The organism is Pseudomonas sp. BGA-UO-ETr-WB11 (genome assembly GCF_059567785.1).
Genome location: NZ_JCAQOS010000004.1, coordinates 104183 through 121141, shown reverse-complemented (window position 1 = coordinate 121141; position 16959 = coordinate 104183). Strand labels below are relative to the sequence as shown.

At 61.1% G+C, this 16959-nt stretch carries 18 protein-coding genes; 17 read left to right on the top strand and 1 reads right to left on the bottom strand.

The annotated features are described in order from the left end of the window. The first annotated feature begins 2 nt into the window (after positions 1-2). From AC56DI_RS03690 to AC56DI_RS03620, 15 genes are all read left to right on the top strand, one after another. Positions 3-188 carry a cbb3-type cytochrome oxidase subunit 3 gene (locus AC56DI_RS03690; RefSeq protein ID WP_496344991.1) on the top strand — a complete coding sequence of 62 codons (186 nt, stop codon included), beginning with the start codon at positions 3-5 and terminating at the stop codon, positions 186-188. Next, entirely contained in the window at positions 185-1114 is a 930-nt protein-coding gene (gene ccoP, locus AC56DI_RS03685) for a cytochrome-c oxidase, cbb3-type subunit III (protein WP_496344990.1), read from the top strand. The genes AC56DI_RS03690 and ccoP overlap by 4 nt, the downstream gene beginning before the upstream one ends. A gap of 211 nt (positions 1115-1325) precedes the next feature. Next, a complete protein-coding gene (gene ccoG / locus AC56DI_RS03680) occupies positions 1326-2738 on the top strand; it encodes a cytochrome c oxidase accessory protein CcoG (protein WP_496344989.1) in 1413 nt (470 codons plus the stop codon). A 14-nt stretch (positions 2739-2752) separates the two neighbouring features. Next, positions 2753-3253: a FixH family protein gene (locus AC56DI_RS03675; RefSeq protein WP_496344988.1), complete on the top strand. Its 501-nt coding sequence runs from the start codon at positions 2753-2755 to the stop codon at positions 3251-3253. A gap of 11 nt (positions 3254-3264) precedes the next feature. Then, positions 3265-5703, top strand: coding sequence for a heavy metal translocating P-type ATPase (locus AC56DI_RS03670; RefSeq protein WP_496344987.1), 2439 nt, complete (start codon positions 3265-3267; stop codon positions 5701-5703). Between the two features lie 22 nt (positions 5704-5725). Continuing rightward, positions 5726-5935 (top strand): cbb3-type cytochrome oxidase assembly protein CcoS, encoded by a 210-nt coding sequence (gene ccoS, locus AC56DI_RS03665; protein WP_496344986.1) that lies wholly within the window; start codon positions 5726-5728, stop codon positions 5933-5935. Beyond that, positions 5928-6611 carry a sulfite exporter TauE/SafE family protein gene (locus AC56DI_RS03660; protein WP_496344985.1) on the top strand — a complete coding sequence of 228 codons (684 nt, stop codon included), beginning with the start codon at positions 5928-5930 and terminating at the stop codon, positions 6609-6611. Before ccoS ends, AC56DI_RS03660 begins: the two co-directional genes overlap by 8 nt. A 103-nt stretch (positions 6612-6714) precedes the next feature. Beyond that, entirely contained in the window at positions 6715-8097 is a 1383-nt protein-coding gene (gene hemN / locus AC56DI_RS03655) for an oxygen-independent coproporphyrinogen III oxidase (protein WP_496344984.1), read from the top strand. Between the two features lie 144 nt (positions 8098-8241). Beyond that, positions 8242-8976 (top strand): fumarate/nitrate reduction transcriptional regulator Fnr, encoded by a 735-nt coding sequence (gene fnr / locus AC56DI_RS03650; protein WP_496344983.1) that lies wholly within the window; start codon positions 8242-8244, stop codon positions 8974-8976. A gap of 277 nt (positions 8977-9253) precedes the next feature. Continuing rightward, the gene (locus tag AC56DI_RS03645) at positions 9254-10093 is read left to right on the top strand and encodes a metal-dependent hydrolase (RefSeq protein WP_496344982.1); all 840 of its coding nucleotides are present in this window, start codon (positions 9254-9256) and stop codon (positions 10091-10093) included. A gap of 180 nt (positions 10094-10273) precedes the next feature. Next, positions 10274-10486: a cytochrome oxidase putative small subunit CydP gene (cydP, locus tag AC56DI_RS03640; RefSeq protein ID WP_496344981.1), complete on the top strand. Its 213-nt coding sequence runs from the start codon at positions 10274-10276 to the stop codon at positions 10484-10486. Next, on the top strand, positions 10483-12039 hold the full coding sequence (locus AC56DI_RS03635) for a cytochrome ubiquinol oxidase subunit I (RefSeq protein WP_496344980.1): 1557 nt from the start codon (positions 10483-10485) through the stop codon (positions 12037-12039). Before cydP ends, AC56DI_RS03635 begins: the two co-directional genes overlap by 4 nt. Positions 12040-12049: 10 nt before the next feature. Beyond that, positions 12050-13192, top strand: coding sequence for a cytochrome d ubiquinol oxidase subunit II (cydB, locus tag AC56DI_RS03630; RefSeq protein ID WP_496344979.1), 1143 nt, complete (start codon positions 12050-12052; stop codon positions 13190-13192). A gap of 26 nt (positions 13193-13218) precedes the next feature. Then, positions 13219-13335, top strand: a complete 117-nt coding sequence (gene cydX / locus AC56DI_RS03625) for a cytochrome bd-I oxidase subunit CydX (RefSeq protein WP_324521773.1) — start codon at positions 13219-13221, stop codon at positions 13333-13335. Then, the gene (locus AC56DI_RS03620; RefSeq protein WP_496344978.1) at positions 13325-13642 is read left to right on the top strand and encodes a cyd operon YbgE family protein; all 318 of its coding nucleotides are present in this window, start codon (positions 13325-13327) and stop codon (positions 13640-13642) included. The genes cydX and AC56DI_RS03620 overlap by 11 nt, the downstream gene beginning before the upstream one ends. A gap of 33 nt (positions 13643-13675) precedes the next feature. Here the strand turns inward: AC56DI_RS03620 and AC56DI_RS03615 are convergent, their stop codons facing one another. Further along, the gene (locus AC56DI_RS03615; protein ID WP_496344977.1) at positions 13676-14395 is read right to left on the bottom strand and encodes a TetR family transcriptional regulator; all 720 of its coding nucleotides are present in this window, start codon (positions 14393-14395) and stop codon (positions 13676-13678) included. Between the two features lie 110 nt (positions 14396-14505). Here AC56DI_RS03615 and AC56DI_RS03610 point away from each other — a divergent pair, with 110 nt between their 5' ends. Together AC56DI_RS03610 and AC56DI_RS03605 are read left to right on the top strand one after the other, a co-directional pair. Next, entirely contained in the window at positions 14506-16059 is a 1554-nt protein-coding gene (locus AC56DI_RS03610; protein ID WP_496344976.1) for a flavin-containing monooxygenase, read from the top strand. Beyond that, the gene (locus AC56DI_RS03605; protein ID WP_496344975.1) at positions 16056-16931 is read left to right on the top strand and encodes an SDR family NAD(P)-dependent oxidoreductase; all 876 of its coding nucleotides are present in this window, start codon (positions 16056-16058) and stop codon (positions 16929-16931) included. The genes AC56DI_RS03610 and AC56DI_RS03605 overlap by 4 nt, the downstream gene beginning before the upstream one ends. The last annotated feature ends 28 nt before the right edge of the window (positions 16932-16959 follow it).

Genomic DNA, 16959 nt, shown 5'->3' with positions numbered 1-16959 from the left:
TGATGGATATCGGGACTCTCCGTGGCCTTGGCACTCTGCTGGTACTGGTTGCATTTATCAGCGTGGTGATCTGGGCCTACAACAGCAAGCGCAAGAGCAGCTTCGATGAAGCTGCCAACCTGCCCTTTGCCGACGATATCGCTGCAAAAAAGCGTGAAGAACAAGCTTCCGGGAGCAAGAACGAATGACCACTTTTTGGAGTTGGTACGTCACACTACTGACCAGCGGCACCATCTTGGGGCTGATCTGGCTGGTGCTTTCCACCCGTAAAGGGCAGCGCCCAGACACCACCGAAGAAACCGTTGGCCATGCCTTCGACGGCATTGAAGAATTCGACAACCCGCTGCCCAAGTGGTGGTTCATGTTGTTCATTCTGACCATCGTGTTCGCCATCGGTTACCTCGTGCTCTACCCGGGCATGGGTAACTGGAAAGGTCTGCTGCCAGGCTACGAAGGCGGCTGGACCGGTGTTGCGCAGTGGGAAAAGGAAATGGCCAAGGCCGACGCTCAGTACGGTCCGATCTACGCCAAATACGCCGCGATGCCGATTACCGAAGTCGCAGCCGATGACAAAGCACTGAAAATGGGCGGTCGCCTGTTTGCTTCCAACTGCTCCGTTTGCCACGGTTCGGATGCCAAGGGCGCCTATGGCTTCCCGAATCTGACCGACAACGAATGGCGCTGGGGCGGCGAACCAGAAACCATCAAGACCACTCTGCTCGCAGGTCGTCACGCAGTGATGCCGGCGTGGGCAGAAGTGATTGGTGAGAGCGGCGTGAAAAACGTCTCGGGCTATGTACTGACCGAACTGGCTGGCCGTAAGTTGCCAGAAGGCGCCAAGGCTGACATCGAAGCCGGCAAGAAGATCTTCGCCACCAACTGTGTTGCCTGCCACGGCCCACAGGGTAAAGGTGTAGCCGCCATGGGCGCGCCAAACCTGACCAATCCGTCGGCGTTTATCTACGGCACCAGCTTCACCCAGCTGCAACAGACCATTCGCTATGGTCGTCAGGGCGTAATGCCGAGCCAGGAAGCATTCCTTGGCAACGACAAAGTGCACTTGCTGGCAGCGTACGTGTACAGCCTCTCGCAGGTAGAAAAAGACGCCCAATAAGCGTTTTCTGACGAGATGTATTGAGCGGCGTCAGGGCTTCCCTGGCGCCGTTTTGCTTTAATCAGTCTGTAAGCGCACAAGATGCGGGCGACCATAGGTCGCACCCACGTCTGCATGCAGGGGGGAGTATCATAACCCTGCACGCAAGTGCTCCTGACCGCGACCCGCATGAATGGGCCGAGGCATTCCTCCACTGCCGTGGTATGCACCGATGAGCGAACAGATTCCTGTCAAAAATGTCACCCCCGCCACAGCCAAGGACAACACCGTTGACCTTTACGCCAGTCGCGGCACCATTTACACCCGCGCCTTTACCGGCCTGTTTCGCAACGTGCGAATGGCTGGCGGGGCTTGGTTATTTATTTTGTATTTCGGCACCGTCTGGCTGAACTGGGGCGACCGCCAGGCTGTCTGGTGGGATCTTCCCGGGCGCAAGTTCTACATCTTCGGCGCCACCTTCTGGCCACAGGATTTCGTCCTGCTGTCCTGGCTGCTGATCATCTGCGCCTTCGGCCTGTTTTTTATTACCGTATTTGCCGGTCGCGTGTGGTGCGGTTACACCTGCCCACAGAGCGTCTGGACGTGGATTTTCATGTGGTGCGAAAAAGTCACCGAGGGTGACCGCAACCAACGAATGAAACTCGACAAAGCGCCCATGAGCAAAGAGAAGTTCTTGCGCAAGGCCGCTAAACACAGCCTTTGGCTGCTGATTGGCCTGGCAACCGGCCTCACTTTCGTCGGCTACTTCTCCCCCATTCGTGAACTGCTGGGCCAATTGATGGATGGCACGGCTGATGGCTGGGCCTACTTCTGGATCGGCCTGTTCACCCTTGGCACCTACGGCAATGCCGGCTGGCTGCGTGAGCAGGTGTGCATCTATATGTGCCCCTATGCGCGCTTCCAGAGCGTGATGTTCGACAAAGACACCCTGATTGTTTCTTACGACCCGCGTCGCGGCGAACACCGTGGCCCACGCAAAAAGACCGCCGACTACAAGGCTCAAGGTCTGGGTGACTGCATCGACTGCACCATGTGCGTTCAGGTTTGCCCAACCGGTATCGATATCCGCGACGGCCTGCAGATTGAATGTATCGGCTGCGCCGCTTGCATCGACGCCTGCGACAGCATCATGGAGAAGATGGACTACCCCAAAGGTCTGATCAGCTACACCACCGAGCACAACCTGTCGGGACAAAAAACCCACCTGTTGCGCCCTCGCCTGATCGGCTATGCCATTGCCCTGACCGTGATGATGATCTGCTTTGGTTACGCCGTAACTGTGCGCCCGCTGGTGCAGCTGGACGTGATCAAGGACCGTGTGCTGTACCGTGAAAACGAACAGGGCCGAATCGAGAACGTCTACACCCTCAAGGTGATGAACAAGGATCAGGTCGAGCACCGCTATGCGATCGAAGTCCGTGGTATCGACGGCTTGGTCTTTGAAGGTAAACACGAGGTAACAGCTGCGGCCGGTGAAATTCTCTCCCTGCCGGTAGAATTATCCATCGAACCGGAGAAGCTGCCTTCCAGCGCCAACGAGGTCTTCTTCAGCGTTCGGGCCATCGACAACCCCGACATCACCAAAGAAGCTGACAGCCGCTTTATCGGCCCCAGCGTTCGCTGAACATTAGGATGCCCATGCACACAGATACCCCTATCGAGCCTTGGTACAAGCAGTTCTGGCCGTGGTTCATCATTGGCATCCTGGCGTTTGCCGTGGTGCTCGGCCTGTCGCTGCTGACCATCGCTATTAAAAAGGGCGACAGCTTGGTGGTCGACAATTACTACGACGCCGGCAAGGGCATTAACACCGCGCTGGACCGGGAAAAACTGGCCAAACAGCTGCAGATGAGCGGCACCCTGACCCTCAATGATGAAACCGGGGTGGCGCAGCTGGAGCTCAATGGCTTCAGCCGCCCACAGCAGTTGACCCTCAACCTGATCTCGCCAACCCAACCGGAAAAGGACCGCCGTATCGTCCTGCAACCGGCGGAAGGCAAGCTGTACCGCGGCATGATGCTCGACAGCGTGCAGGGTCGGCGCTTTGTCGAAATCATTGGCCAGGAAGGCGGCAAGGACTGGCGCCTGTTCGAGGAACAAACCCTGGTGACCGGCACACCGGTGCAATTGGGCCAGTGACCGCGCTCTGAATGGCCAGCCCGACTCCCTGCTACCACTGTGGCCTACCGGTTCCTGCCGGTGGGCGCTTTCAGGCCCGCGTGCTCGGTGAGACGCGGGCCATGTGTTGTCCAGGCTGCCAGGCAGTGGCCGAGGCCATTGTCGCGGGCGGGCTGGAAAGCTATTACCAGCACCGCAGCGAAACCTCCGCCAACCCCGAAGCCCTGCCCAAAGCCCTCAGCGATGAGTTGGCGCTTTATGACCGCAGCGATGTCCAGCAAGCCTTCGTGCAGCACAGCGGCGCGCTGGCCAGCACCTGCCTGCTGATCGAAGGCATAAGTTGCGCCGCCTGTGGCTGGTTGATTGAAAAACACCTGCGCGAACTCAGCAGCATCAGTGCGGCCAACCTCAACCTGTCCAACCACCGTTTGTACCTGAGCTGGGACGACAGCCAGTTAGCGCTTAGCCAGATACTCCAGGCCCTGCGCAGCATTGGCTACGCCGCTCACCCCTATCAGGCCGACCAGGCGGTGGAACAACTGGCCCAGGAAAATCGCCGCGCCCTGCGCCAGTTGGGTGTCGCCGGCATGCTGTGGATGCAGGTGATGATGGCCAGTATGGCCACCTGGCCGGAGTTCAACCTCGACCTGTCCAGCGATCTGGACCGCATCCTGCGCTGGGTCAGCCTGTTTCTAACCACACCGATTGTTTTCTACTGCTGTGGCGACTTTTTCAAAGGTGCCCTGCGCGACCTGCGCACTCGCCATCTGACCATGGACGTGTCGGTGTCCCTGGCCATCGGCGGTGCCTATGTGGCCGGCATCTGGTCCACGGTCAATCAACATGGCGAACTGTATTTCGACGCCGTGGGCATGTTTGCCCTGTTCCTGCTGGCCGGTCGCTACCTGGAGCGCCGCGCCCGCGAGCGCACAGCCGCCGCCACCGCCCAATTGGTCAGTCTGTTGCCGGCCTCCTGCCTGCGCCTGGACGAACAGGGTCAAAGCCAGCGCATTCTGCTCAGCGAGCTGCAACTGGGCGAACATATTCTGGTGCCGCCAGGCGCCCTATTGCCTGCGGACGGACGCATCCTCAGCGGCCAGTCGAGCATCGACGAGTCGCTGCTGACCGGCGAATACCTGCCACTGCCGCGCCAGGTTGGCGATCTGGTAACCGCCGGCACCCTCAACGTCGAAGGCCCGTTGACCGTGGTCGTCGAAGCCCTGGGCAACGACACGCGCCTGTCAGCCATCGTCCGCCTGCTGGAACGCGCCCAGGCGGAAAAACCGCGCCTGGCCCAGTTGGCCGATCAGGTTGCCCAATGGTTCCTGCTGATCGTACTGGCTACTGCCGCCGGGGTGGGCCTGGTCTGGTGGCAGCTGGACCCCGACCGCGCCTTCTGGATCGTCCTCGCCCTGCTGGTGGCCACCTGCCCCTGCGCCCTGTCGCTGGCTACGCCGACCGCACTCACCGCCGCCACCGGCAGCTTGCACAAACTCGGCCTGCTGCTGACCCGCGGCCATGTACTCGACGGCCTCAACCAGATCGATACAGTGATTTTCGACAAGACCGGCACTCTCACCGAAGGCCGCCTGACCCTGCGTGAGATCCAACCCCTGGGCGGAGATTCGCCTGACCACTGCCTGGGCCTGGCCGCTGCCCTGGAAAATCGCTCCGAGCACCCCATCGCCCGCGCCTTTGGCCGCGCGCCCTGGGCTGCCGAACAGGTCGACAGCCACCCCGGACTGGGGCTTGAAGGCGTGGTCAATGGCCAGCGCCTGCGCATCGGCCAACCGGCCTTCGTCGCCGCCCTGAGCAACACACCTACGCCAATAATTCCCGGCGACCAGGGGCAATGGTTATTACTCGGTGACGAGCACGCCCCGCTCGCCTGGCTGGTGCTCGATGACCGTCTGCGCAGCGATGCCCCAGCCCTGATCGATGCCTGCCGTGAGCGTGGCTGGCAGATCCTGCTGCTGTCCGGCGACAGCTCGCCGATGGTGGCGCAAGTGGCCGCCGAGCTTGGCATCACTGACGCCCGCAGCGGTCTGACCCCAGCCGACAAGCTCGCCGCCTTGCAGCAACTGCACAGCCAGGGTCGCCGGGTATTGATGCTCGGTGACGGGGTTAACGACGTGCCGGTACTGGCAGCCGCCGACATCAGCGTGGCCATGGGCTCGGCCACCGACCTGGCGAAAACTAGCGCCGATGCGGTCCTGCTGTCCAATCGCCTAGACAGTCTGGTGCAAGCCTTTGCCCTGGCCCGCCGCACGCGCGGCATCATCGTCGAGAATCTGGCCTGGGCCTGCCTGTACAATGGCCTGATTCTGCCGTTTGCCGCACTCGGCTGGGTGACGCCGATCTGGGCCGCCCTGGGTATGTCGCTCAGCTCCCTGCTGGTGGTGCTCAACGCCCTGCGCCTGACTCGCACCCCGGCAGCGCCGGTCGCTCATTCCCTGGCGCAGACAGCCTAAGCCCGCGCCGCACGAGGTTTCCATGCCCGCTCTCTACGTCATGATCCCCATCGCCATCGTCATCGTCGCCCTGGCCATCTGGCTGTTCTTCTGGGCCGTGGACAGCGGCCAGTACGACGACATGGACGGCCCCGCCCACAGCATTCTGTTCGACGACGAAGACCCCCAGCACCAGGCGGGCGTTGAGGAAGCGGCCGGTAAGCACCACGACCAGGATGCCCCGCGTGGCTGACCTGGCCCCACTGCTAATCTCCGCCCTGATCCTCGGCCTGCTCGGTGGCGGTCATTGCCTGGGCATGTGTGGCGGACTGATGGGCGCCCTGACCCTGGCCATTCCACCCGAGCAACGCGGGCGTCGCCTGCAGTTGCTGCTGGCTTACAACCTTGGGCGCATTCTCAGTTATGCCACCGCCGGCCTGCTCTTTGGCCTGGCCGGCTGGGCCCTGGCCAGCAGCCCGGCGGCCATGCTGTTGCGCATCGTCGCGGGCCTGCTGCTGATCAGCATGGGCCTGTACCTGGGCGGCTGGTGGAGCGGCCTGACCCGCATCGAAGCCCTCGGCCGTGGCCTGTGGCGGCATATCCAGCCCGTGGCCAGCCGCTTGCTGCCTGTCTCCAGCCTGCCGCGCGCCCTGCTGCTGGGCGCCCTGTGGGGCTGGTTGCCCTGCGGCCTGGTCTACAGCACCCTGCTGTGGGCCGCCAGCCAGGGCGATGCGCTCGACAGCGGTTTACTGATGCTGGCCTTCGGCCTTGGCACCTGGCCGGTTTTGTTGGCCACCGGCATGGCCGCAGAACGCCTGACCGCCCTGCTGCGCCGTCGCGGCGTGCGCATGGCGGGCGGCCTGTTGGTGATCCTGTTTGGCCTGTGGACCCTGCCCGGCCCGCACCAGGCCTGGCTGATGGGCCACTAAATCAGCGTCGCCCCAGGCCACACCTGCATGATCCAGGTCAAAACGCCTCCAGCCCAGCCTGCTTAGACTCCCGGCATTGCTTGCCCAACCTGGGACCACCCGCATGCTTGACGCCATTCGCTGGGACACTGACCTGATTCATCGCTACGACCAGGCCGGCCCACGCTATACCTCCTACCCGACCGCCGTGCAATTTCACGACGGTATCGGCTCGTTCGAGCTGCTACATGCCCTGCGCGATAGTCGCAAAGCCCAGCGACCATTGTCGCTGTACGTGCATGTGCCGTTCTGCGCCAACATTTGCTACTACTGCGCCTGCAACAAGGTCATCACCAAAGACCGCGGCCGCGCGTTGCCCTACCTGGAGCGCCTGGAAAAAGAAATCGAACTGATCAGTTGCCACCTCGACCCCAAGCAACAGGTCGAACAACTGCACTTCGGCGGCGGCACCCCGACCTTCCTCAGCCACGATGAGCTGCGTCGGCTGATGGCCAAGCTGCGCAAGCACTTCAATCTGCTGGATGACGACTCCGGCGACTACGGCATCGAGATCGACCCGCGCGAAGCCGACTGGTCGACCATGGGCCTGTTGCGCGAACTCGGTTTCAACCGCGTCAGCCTCGGCGTACAGGACCTTGACCCCGAGGTGCAACAAGCCGTTAACCGCTTGCAAACCCTGGAACAAACCCGCGCCATCGTTGAGGCCGCACGCACCCTGCAGTTTCGCTCGGTGAATATCGACCTGATCTATGGCCTGCCCAAGCAGACACCGGAAAACTTTGCCCGCACCGTCGACGCTGTAATCGCCCTGCAACCCGATCGCCTGTCGGTGTTCAACTACGCACACCTGCCGGAACGTTTTCTGCCGCAGCGCCGCATCAACGCCAGCGATCTGCCTGCGCCCGCCGACAAGCTGCAGATGCTGCAAAGCAGCATCGAGCAACTCACCGCTGCCGGCTACCGCTACATCGGCATGGACCACTTCGCCCTGCCGGATGACGAGCTGGCCAGCGCTCAGGAAGACGGCACCCTGCAACGTAACTTCCAGGGCTACACCACCCACGGCCATTGCGACCTGGTGGGCCTTGGCGTGTCCTCGATCAGCCAGATCGGCGACCTCTACTGCCAGAACACCAGCGACCTGGCGTTGTACCAACAGTCCCTGGACAACGGCCAGCTAAGCACCTGCCGCGGCCTGCAATGCAATGACGATGATCGCCTGCGCCGCGCCGTGATCCAGCAGCTGATCTGCGCCTTCAGCCTGGAATTTGCCACTATTGAGAAGCAGTTCAACATTGAGTTTTATCGCTACTTTGCTGACATCTGGCCGCAACTGGAGCAAATGGCCAACGATGGCCTGATCGACTTGAACGACGAGGGCATCGACATCCGCCCCGCCGGCCGCCTGCTGGCCCGCTCGGTGTGCATGCTGTTTGATCGGTACCTCAGCAACATGACCACTCAGCGCTTCTCCCGAGTGATCTAAAACGGCCATCAAACCCTTAGTTCAGTGGCGTTTTTGGGGCCTGGCCAATCCTGATTAGTTGAACAGATTGCACAGCCGTCTGGTCCTGCAGATGCGGCTGCGTTACCCTTAGTGGCATTGCCGGTAAACACTAAGGAATTGTCCATGTCCGAGACCATCAAGGCGCGCGCGTTACCCCAGGCTCACTGCAAGGATTGCAGCCTGGCCTCACTGTGTTTGCCGCTGGCGCTCAACACTGAAGATATGGATTCGCTCGACGAAATCGTCAAACGTGGCCGTCCGTTAAAGAAAGGCGATTTCCTGTTTCGCCAGGGCGATCCCTTCGCTTCCGTGTTCGCAGTGCGCTCCGGCGCTCTGAAAACCTTCAGCGTGACCGATGCCGGCGAAGAACAGATCACGGGCTTCCACCTGCCCAGTGAACTGGTCGGCCTGTCTGGCATGGACAGCGAGTTTTACCCGATGTCCGCCCAGGCCCTGGAAACCACTTCGGTATGCGAAATTCCGTTTGACCGCCTAGACGAACTGGCCCTGCAGCTGCCCCAGCTACGCCGCCAACTGATGCGCATCATGAGCCGCGAGATTCGAGACGATCAGCAAATGATGCTGCTGTTGTCGAAAAAAACCGCCGACGAGCGCATCGCCACGTTCCTGGTCAACTTGTCTGCGCGTTTCCGTGCTCGCGGCTTCTCCGCCAATCAGTTCCGCCTGGCCATGTCGCGCAATGAAATCGGCAACTACCTCGGCCTGGCCGTAGAAACCGTTTCGCGGGTGTTTACCCGCTTCCAGCAAAACGGTTTGTTGGCTGCCGAAGGCAAGGAAGTGGAAATCACCAATGCGATCGAGCTCTGCGCCCTCGCGGGTGGCAACCTCGACGGCTGATTGCCTGCGTCAACGGGTCTACGCCCTGCAGACCCGTGCTCCATCCCCTCGCATCACCTGCCTGCTAGCCCCAACGGCCCCCAACCTACATTCAAGCCGCCCTGCGCCCGTCGAAAGTTGGCCCGCATTAGGCGCATTTGGCCATATTTGACCTCGCAGCAATCGCCTGTAAATCCAATAGTAGTGAGCAGCGGTCGCGCCTCTCCAAGGCACTCGACCAGCCCATAACAATCAAGGTCGCGCACTGTCTGCGACCCTTACTACCGAGGACTTTGCCATGTCGACCAGCGCCAGCGCAGCCCCTGCTCCCCAGGCCAGCTTCCCCGTCCGCCGTATGGATTTCAGCTTTGCCGACGGCAAGAAATACTGGTGGAGCGGCAACCCGTTCATGACCCAGTTCATGAACAACCTGTCGTCCCTGTTTCCCTACGGGGAGAAGTTCTTTGTCGACAGCGTGCGTGCCGTGCGTGAAGAGATCAAAGACCCGCAACTGCAGAAGGACATCAGCGCCTTCATCGGTCAGGAGGCCATGCACTCCAAGGAGCATGCGACCTACAACGAATACGCCGAGGCCCATGGGATCGACCTGCACACCCTGGAACTGCGCATCAAAGTGCTGCTGGAGTGGATCACCAAGTTCACCACGAAAAAGCAGCGCCTGGCCGCCACCTGCGCCCTTGAGCACTTCACCGCGACCATGGCCGAACAGCTTTTGCTGCGCGAAGACCTGACCACTCAGATCGACGACGAGAAGATGTACAAGCTCTGGCTGTGGCACGCCATCGAGGAAAACGAGCACAAATCGGTAGCCTACGATGCCTACCAGGCCATCGGCGGTGGCTACTGGATTCGCACCATCACCATGGCCCTGAGCACCGTCATGTTTATCGGCGTGATCGCCTGGTTCCAGGTCGACCTGCTGCGCAAGGATGGCCAGTTGTTCAACTGGAAGAGCTGGGGCTACGGCCTGAAAACCTTGTTTGGCCCGCGCAACGGCTATCTCACCGGCCTGATCCTGCCGTATCTGCAGTACTACAAACCTGGCTTCCACCCCGCACAGCAAGACACCCAACGCCTGGAAAAACGCTGGCGTACCCGCCTGGGCTTTGACGGCTAGGCATTAAGCACCTGAACACCGCAGGGCTGCGCAACGCAGCCCTGCAGCTGCAGCCCCCACCACACTCCCCCTGCGACAAAACCTCCCTGTGACACCACGCCACGGCACCCCTTGCCAATTTCTCTGCTTCAATACTGGTACCCGTATGCACAGCGCCGTGCACACCCGAGGGTCACCACGATGCAAACACCTGCAAAATCCCATTGGCGCATTCCTCTGGTCCGTGAACTCGCTGCGATCCTGCTGATCAAGCTGGTGTTGCTGCTGGTGATCAAACACATCTGGTTCGACGCGCCGACGGTGCCACCGGATGGCACCGCCCAGGTTGCTGCCCACTTGCTTCGCCCTGCCGCCACCCTGCCTTCGCCTGCTATTGAGGAGACACCGAGATGATCTCGGAAACCGTCGTCGACCTATCCCGTCTGCAATTTGCCATGACGGCCATGTACCACTTCCTGTTCGTGCCGCTGACCCTCGGGCTGGCGTTTATCCTGGCGATCATGGAGTCGGTGTATGTCATCACCGGCAAACAGGTCTACAAGGACATGGTCAAGTTCTGGGGCAAGCTGTTCGGCATCAACTTTGCCCTGGGCGTGACCACCGGCCTGACCATGGAGTTCCAGTTCGGCACCAACTGGGCCTATTACAGCCACTATGTCGGCGACATCTTCGGCGCGCCATTGGCCATCGAAGGGCTGATGGCGTTCTTCCTCGAGTCGACCTTTATCGGCCTGTTCTTCTTCGGCTGGGATCGCCTCACCAAGGTGCAACACCTGGCCGTGACCTGGCTGGTGGCCATCGGTTCGAACATGTCGGCGCTGTGGATTCTGATCGCCAACGGCTGGATGCAGAACCCGGTGGGCGCCGAATTCAACTTTGAAACCATGCGCATGGAGCTGACCAGTTTCAGTGCCCTGTTGTTCAACCCGGTAGCCCAGGTCAAGTTTGTGCACACCGTCGCCGCCGGCTATGTGACCGGCGCCGTCTTCGTCCTGGCGATCTCCAGCTGGTACCTGCTCAAGGGCCGCGACCTGGGCTTTGCCCGCCGCTCCTTTGCGATTGCGTCGGCGTTTGGCATGGCCTCGATCCTCTCGGTGATCATCCTTGGCGACGAATCCGGCTATGAGATCGGCGACGTACAAAAGACCAAGCTGGCCGCCATCGAAGCCGAGTGGCACACCGAACCGGCCCCCGCCGCATTCACGCTGTTTGGTCTGCCTAACCAGGCTGAGCAACGCACGGACTACGCGGTAAAAATCCCCTACGTGATGGGCATCATCGCCACCCGCTCCCTGGACACCGAAGTCACCGGCATCAAGGACCTGGTCAAGCAGCACGAAGTGCGCATCCGCAACGGCATCAAGGCTTATGCCCTGCTGGAGAAGCTGCGCAGCGGCGAGAAAACCCCGGAGAACCTCGCTGCCTTCAATCAGCACAAACAAGACCTCGGTTACGGCCTGCTGCTGAAGAAGTACACCCCGGCAGTCGTCGACGCCAGCGAAGCGCAAATCAAGCAGGCTGCCCTGGACACCATTCCTAATGTGGCCACGGTGTTCTGGAGTTTCCGCCTGATGGTGGCCTCGGGCTTCTTGATGCTTGGGTTGTTTATCTGCGCCTTCTGGGCCTCGGCACGCAAGAATGAAGAGAAAAAGCGCTGGCTGTTGAAGTGGGCCCTGTACAGCCTGCCGCTGCCCTGGATTGCCGCGCAAACCGGCTGGCTGGTGGCCGAGCACGGCCGTCAGCCTTGGTCGATTGCTGAGGTACTGCCGGTGCATCTGTCCACGTCCACCATCAGCGCCGCCGATGTCTGGGGTTCGCTGCTGGCGCTTCTGGCCTTCTACAGCGTGCTGCTGGTGATCGAGATGTACCTGATGATCAAGTTCGCCCGCTTGGGACCAAGCAGCCTGCACACCGGCCGTTATCACTTCGAACAGCAGCCTGCCTGAGGAGAGAACCATGTTTGATTACGAAAGCCTCAAGCTGATCTGGTGGGTACTGGTTGGCGTCTTGCTGATCGGCTTTGCCCTGACCGACGGTTTCGACCTTGGCGCCGCCGCCCTGATGCCCTTTGTCGGCAAGACCGACAGCGAGCGACGGGTGGTGATCAACACCATCGCCCCGCACTGGGATGGCAACCAGGTCTGGCTGATTACCGCTGGCGGCGCGCTGTTTGCCGCCTGGCCACTGGTGTATGCCGCCTCCTTCTCCGGTTTTTACTGGGCCATGTTGCTGGTGTTGTTCGCCCTGTTTGTGCGCCCGGTAGGTTTTGACTACCGCAGCAAACTGGACGACCCACGCTGGCGTCAGGCCTGGGACTGGGGTCTGTTCGTGGGCGGCCTGGTACCGGCCCTGGTGTTTGGCGTGGCCTTCGGCAACCTGTTGCTGGGCGTGCCGTTCGAGTTGGACAGCACCCTGCGCAGCAGCTATCAGGGCAATTTCTGGCAGTTGCTCAGCCCCTTTGGCCTGCTCGCCGGCCTGGTCAGCTTGAGTATGTTGCTGTTGCACGGCGGCACCTGGCTGATGATGCGTACCGACGGCGACGTGGCCCGGCGCAGTCGCCGCGCGGTGCAGCTGTTTGCTGTGCTGTTTCTCCTGTGTTTCAGCGGCGCCGGCCTCTGGCTGTGGCTGGGCAATATTCAGGGACTGGTCATCAGCTCCGGCTTCGATGCCAATGTTGGCCTCAACCCGCTAAGCAAAAGCGTCGTCACGGGCAACCCGGGCTGGCTGGCTAACTACACCACCTACCCACTGAGCCAACTGGCACCGCTGGGCGGCATCCTCGGTGCTCTGCTGGCGCTGGCTGCAGCCTCAGGCCAACGCGCAGGGCTGGCCTTTGTCGGCTCCAGCCTGGCCATCACCGGCACCCTGTGCACCGCCGGTTTTGCCCTGTTCCCGTTCATCATGCCCTCCAGCATCGACGCGGCCTCAAGCCTGACCGTCTGGGATGCGGTATCCAGCCACAAGACCCTGGGCATCATGCTGGTCGCCGCCTGCATCTTTATTCCGCTGATCCTCTGCTACACGCTGTGGGGCTACGTGAAGATGTGGGGCAAGGTCACCACCGCACAGATCGAAGGCAACAGTCACGGGCTGTACTGATCGCAGATTGATTGAGGGTTACGCACATGTGGTATTTCACCTGGATTCTCGGCGTATTGCTCGCCTGCAGCTTTGGCATCATCAACGCCTTGTGGTTGGAGGCCACCCAGGACCTGGACAAGGAGCCGGCGGTTGACGACTGACCCCCGCCACTGGCTGCACAGCGGCTGGGCACGCAGCCTGTCGTTACTGCTGGCCAGCCCGCTGGCTTTGCTGCTGCTGATTCACCCCGCCGCCATGCTGGATGCCAACGGCCACTACAGCCACAACCTGCTGATGCTGGTGATGCTTGGAGTGGCTGGCGGCTTCGTCCATGGCGTGGGGTTTATCCCCCACGCCTGGTATTGGCGCGCAGTGTTTGGCCCGTTGCTGGCCTGGCCTTTGCTGTTCCTGGGCTATGGCTTATTGCTGCGGGCGCAGCAGCTATGCCCCGCCTGGCTGTGTGCCTGACCCGGCGCCACAGCCCCTCTAACATCACGCCGATTAACTTTCCGGCAGTTGCAATAAACCAAGGCTCTGCAGCACGGCAGCACCGGTAAATTGCATGATGATCTGCTCTTCGGCCAGCGCCCTTATCGCCATTTTGCGCTCTGGCTGGGCAAGGTAATCGAGCGCCTGGTTAAACAGACCATGACTGACCAGGGCAGAAATCTGCCGCACTTTGCCTTGATCGAGGTTGTCTGGCAGCAGATTAAACTCAAGCAAGTCGATCGCCATGTCCTCAGCGAACTCATCCATCACCTTGACCAGCGCCTGGCGCAACACCGGTGATGAGCCATGCAGCTCGCGCACGCCAATGATGAACACGCTGGGGTGCTGATCAACAAAGTCGAAGAACAACTGCACGGTTTCGTGGGTCACCCGCCGGCCACGCTGCAGATCGATGCCGAACAACTGTGGCTGGCGCAACAGATCGCAGCAGGCCGCCCGCGCCGCAGCCTCACGCCGCAGGTCCCGTAGCGGCTGGCGCAGCTGGCTGGAAATATCATCGATCAGGGCCATGCCCAAATCATCGACATCGCGAAAGTGCCGGTAAAACGTATTGGGGTTCAAACCCGCCTCACGGGCCAGCTCGCGCAAGCCAAGGCTGCTAAGGCTGCGACTGGTTGAACTCAAACGCAGTGCCGCCGCCATCAACTGGCGCTTGCCCGGAGCCTCAGTGGCTTTTTGACGTGCGGGCACATCTTCTAGTTCTGCGTCCATAACCCTACCTAAAGTTGGCTTGCCGTGAGGCCGCTTGCCGGCAAGTATACACTCGTCTACATTGGTAGACACTTGTATACGCCAGCCATAACGATAACAGGAGTCTGGTCATGAACGCACCTGCAGCCCCCCTGCCCACCCGCCATTGCAAGATCGCCATCATCGGCACCGGATTTTCCGGCTTGGGCATGGCAATTCGCCTAAAACAGCAAGGCGAGAACGATTTCCTGCTGTTTGAAAAGGAGTCTGGCGTCGGCGGCACCTGGCGCGTCAATCATTATCCAGGCTGCGCCTGCGATGTGCAGTCGCACCTGTACTCGTTCTCGTTCGAGCCCAACCCGAACTGGACGCGCATGTTCGCACCGCAGCCAGAGATCAAAAGCTATCTCGAGGGCTGCTGGAACAAATACGCCCTGCAGGACAAAACCCTGCTCGGCACCGAAATCCGCAGCCTGCGCTGGGATGAAAACCGCGAGCTGTGGCTGATCGAAGACGCCAGCGGCCAGCACTTCACCGCTCAATTCGTGGTTTCCGGCATGGGCGCCCTGTCGACCGCCTCGATTCCACAGTTGAATGGCGTCGAAACCTTCAAAGGTGCGATGTTCCACTCCCAGCAGTGGAACCACGATTACGACCTCAAGGGCAAACGCGTGGCGGTGATCGGCACCGGCGCCTCGGCCATTCAGTTCGTGCCAGAGCTGCAAAAGCAGGTCGCCCAACTAGACCTCTATCAACGCACCGCGCCGTGGATCATGCCCAAACCGGACCGCGAGATCAGCGCCCGCGAACGCAACCGCTTCCAGCGCCTGCCGCTACTGCAAAAAGCCTGGCGCGGCCTGATCTATGGCCTGCTGGAAAGCCGCGTGATCGGTTTTGCCATGGCCCCGCGGATCATGAAAGTGGCCGAGTGGGTGAGCAAAGGCTTTATCAAGCGCTCGATCAAAGACCCGGTACTGCGTGCCAAGGTCACCCCTAATTACCGCATGGGCTGCAAACGCGTACTGATCTCCAACAATTACTACCCGGCGCTGGCCCAGGCCAACGTCAACGTAATCAGCGACGGCATCCGCGAGATCCGCGCCAACAGCATCGTCACCAGCGACGGCCAGGAACGGCCAATCGACGCCATCATCTTCGGCACCGGCTTCACCCCAAGCGACCCATTGCCACGCAACGTGCTGTTTGGCCGCGATGGCGTCGACCTGCTGGACACCTGGCCGGAAGGCCCTGAGGCCTACAAAGGCACCATGACCGCTGGCTTCCCCAACCTGTTCTTCCTCATGGGGCCGAACACCGGGCTGGGCCACAACTCGATGGTGTACATGATCGAGTCGCAGATTCACTACATCCTCGGCGCCCTCAACTTGCTCAACAACCGCCAACTGGCCAGCCTCGAGCCCAAGCGCGAAGCTCAGGACGCCTTCAACGGCAAGATCCAGAACAGCCTGGGCAAAACCGTATGGAATGCCGGCGGCTGCAACAGCTGGTACCTGCACCCGGTCAGCGGCCGCAACTGCACGGTATGGCCCGGTTTCACCTGGCGCTACCGTTTGCTCACCCGTAACTTTGACCCGGCGGCCTACCACTTCAGTCGTTTGAGCCCCGCCCACCCGGCGCAGAAATTCGCCATCGCCAGCCAAACCATCACCGAGGTCAGTGCATGAAATCGTTCGAGAATAAAGTTGCCGCCATCACTGGCGCAGGTTCTGGTATCGGCCGCGCCCTGGCCCTCGGGTTGGCGCGCCAGGGTTGCCACGTGGCCCTGTCGGATGTGAACAGCGCCGGCCTTAAGGAAACCGCCGAGCTGGTACGCAAGCTTGGGGTCAAGGCCAGCGAGGCCCTGGTCAACGTCGCTGACCGTGACGCGGTGCAAGCCTGGGCCGACCAGGTGATGGCTGAATACGGCCAGGTCAATGCCATCTTCAACAACGCCGGCGTCGCCCAGGGCGGCACCGTGGAAGGCAATGACTACGCCGACTACGAGTGGGTGATGAGCATCAACTTCTGGGGCGTGGTCAACGGCACCAAGGCGTTCCTGCCGTACCTGAAAAGCACTGGTGAGGGCCATATCGTCAACACGTCGAGCATCTTCGGCCTGTTCGCCCAGCCCGGCATGAGCGCCTACAACGCCAGCAAGTTTGCCGTGCGCGGCTTTACCGAATCGCTGCGCCAGGAGCTGGACATGGCCGCCTGTGGCGTTTCCGCCAGCTGCGTGCACCCTGGCGGGATCAAGACCAATATCGCCATCACCGCGCGAATGAACGACAGCCTGGCCAGCGTAACCGGCCAGGACGCCAACCAGGCGCGCCAGCAATTCAATGACCAGTTGCTGCGTACCACGCCAGAACAGGCCGCCAAGGTCATCATCAATGGCGTGCTGGCTAACAAGCGGCGGATTCTGATCGGTGGCGACGCCATCGCCAGCGACCTGATGCAGCGCCTGCTGCCGGCCTTGTACCAGCGCCTGGTAGTCGCCTCCATGGGCCTGGCGGCGCGCTTTGCGCCAAAAGGCAAAGGCAAGCCGCTGACCGAATAAACGCCAGCAGCTGAAACGCAACAGGCCC

Bases quoted from the DNA above. Each gene is read 5' to 3' on its own strand.
- cydP (WP_496344981.1), top strand. From the start codon at position 10,274: ATGCAAACACCTGCAAAATCCCATTGGCGCATTCCTCTGGTCCGTGAA.
- AC56DI_RS03670 (WP_496344987.1), top strand. From the start codon at position 3,265: ATGGCCAGCCCGACTCCCTGCTACCACTGTGGCCTACCGGTTCCTGCC.
- ccoG (WP_496344989.1), top strand. From the start codon at position 1,326: ATGAGCGAACAGATTCCTGTCAAAAATGTCACCCCCGCCACAGCCAAG.
- fnr (WP_496344983.1), top strand. From the start codon at position 8,242: ATGTCCGAGACCATCAAGGCGCGCGCGTTACCCCAGGCTCACTGCAAG.
- AC56DI_RS03675 (WP_496344988.1), top strand. From the start codon at position 2,753: ATGCACACAGATACCCCTATCGAGCCTTGGTACAAGCAGTTCTGGCCG.
- AC56DI_RS03605 (WP_496344975.1), top strand. From the start codon at position 16,056: ATGAAATCGTTCGAGAATAAAGTTGCCGCCATCACTGGCGCAGGTTCT.
- hemN (WP_496344984.1), top strand. From the start codon at position 6,715: ATGCTTGACGCCATTCGCTGGGACACTGACCTGATTCATCGCTACGAC.
- AC56DI_RS03645 (WP_496344982.1), top strand. From the start codon at position 9,254: ATGTCGACCAGCGCCAGCGCAGCCCCTGCTCCCCAGGCCAGCTTCCCC.
- AC56DI_RS03635 (WP_496344980.1), top strand. From the start codon at position 10,483: ATGATCTCGGAAACCGTCGTCGACCTATCCCGTCTGCAATTTGCCATG.
- AC56DI_RS03615 (WP_496344977.1), bottom strand. From the start codon at position 14,395: ATGGACGCAGAACTAGAAGATGTGCCCGCACGTCAAAAAGCCACTGAG.
- ccoP (WP_496344990.1), top strand. From the start codon at position 185: ATGACCACTTTTTGGAGTTGGTACGTCACACTACTGACCAGCGGCACC.
- cydX (WP_324521773.1), top strand. From the start codon at position 13,219: ATGTGGTATTTCACCTGGATTCTCGGCGTATTGCTCGCCTGCAGCTTT.
- AC56DI_RS03610 (WP_496344976.1), top strand. From the start codon at position 14,506: ATGAACGCACCTGCAGCCCCCCTGCCCACCCGCCATTGCAAGATCGCC.
- AC56DI_RS03690 (WP_496344991.1), top strand. From the start codon at position 3: ATGGATATCGGGACTCTCCGTGGCCTTGGCACTCTGCTGGTACTGGTT.
- cydB (WP_496344979.1), top strand. From the start codon at position 12,050: ATGTTTGATTACGAAAGCCTCAAGCTGATCTGGTGGGTACTGGTTGGC.
- ccoS (WP_496344986.1), top strand. From the start codon at position 5,726: ATGCCCGCTCTCTACGTCATGATCCCCATCGCCATCGTCATCGTCGCC.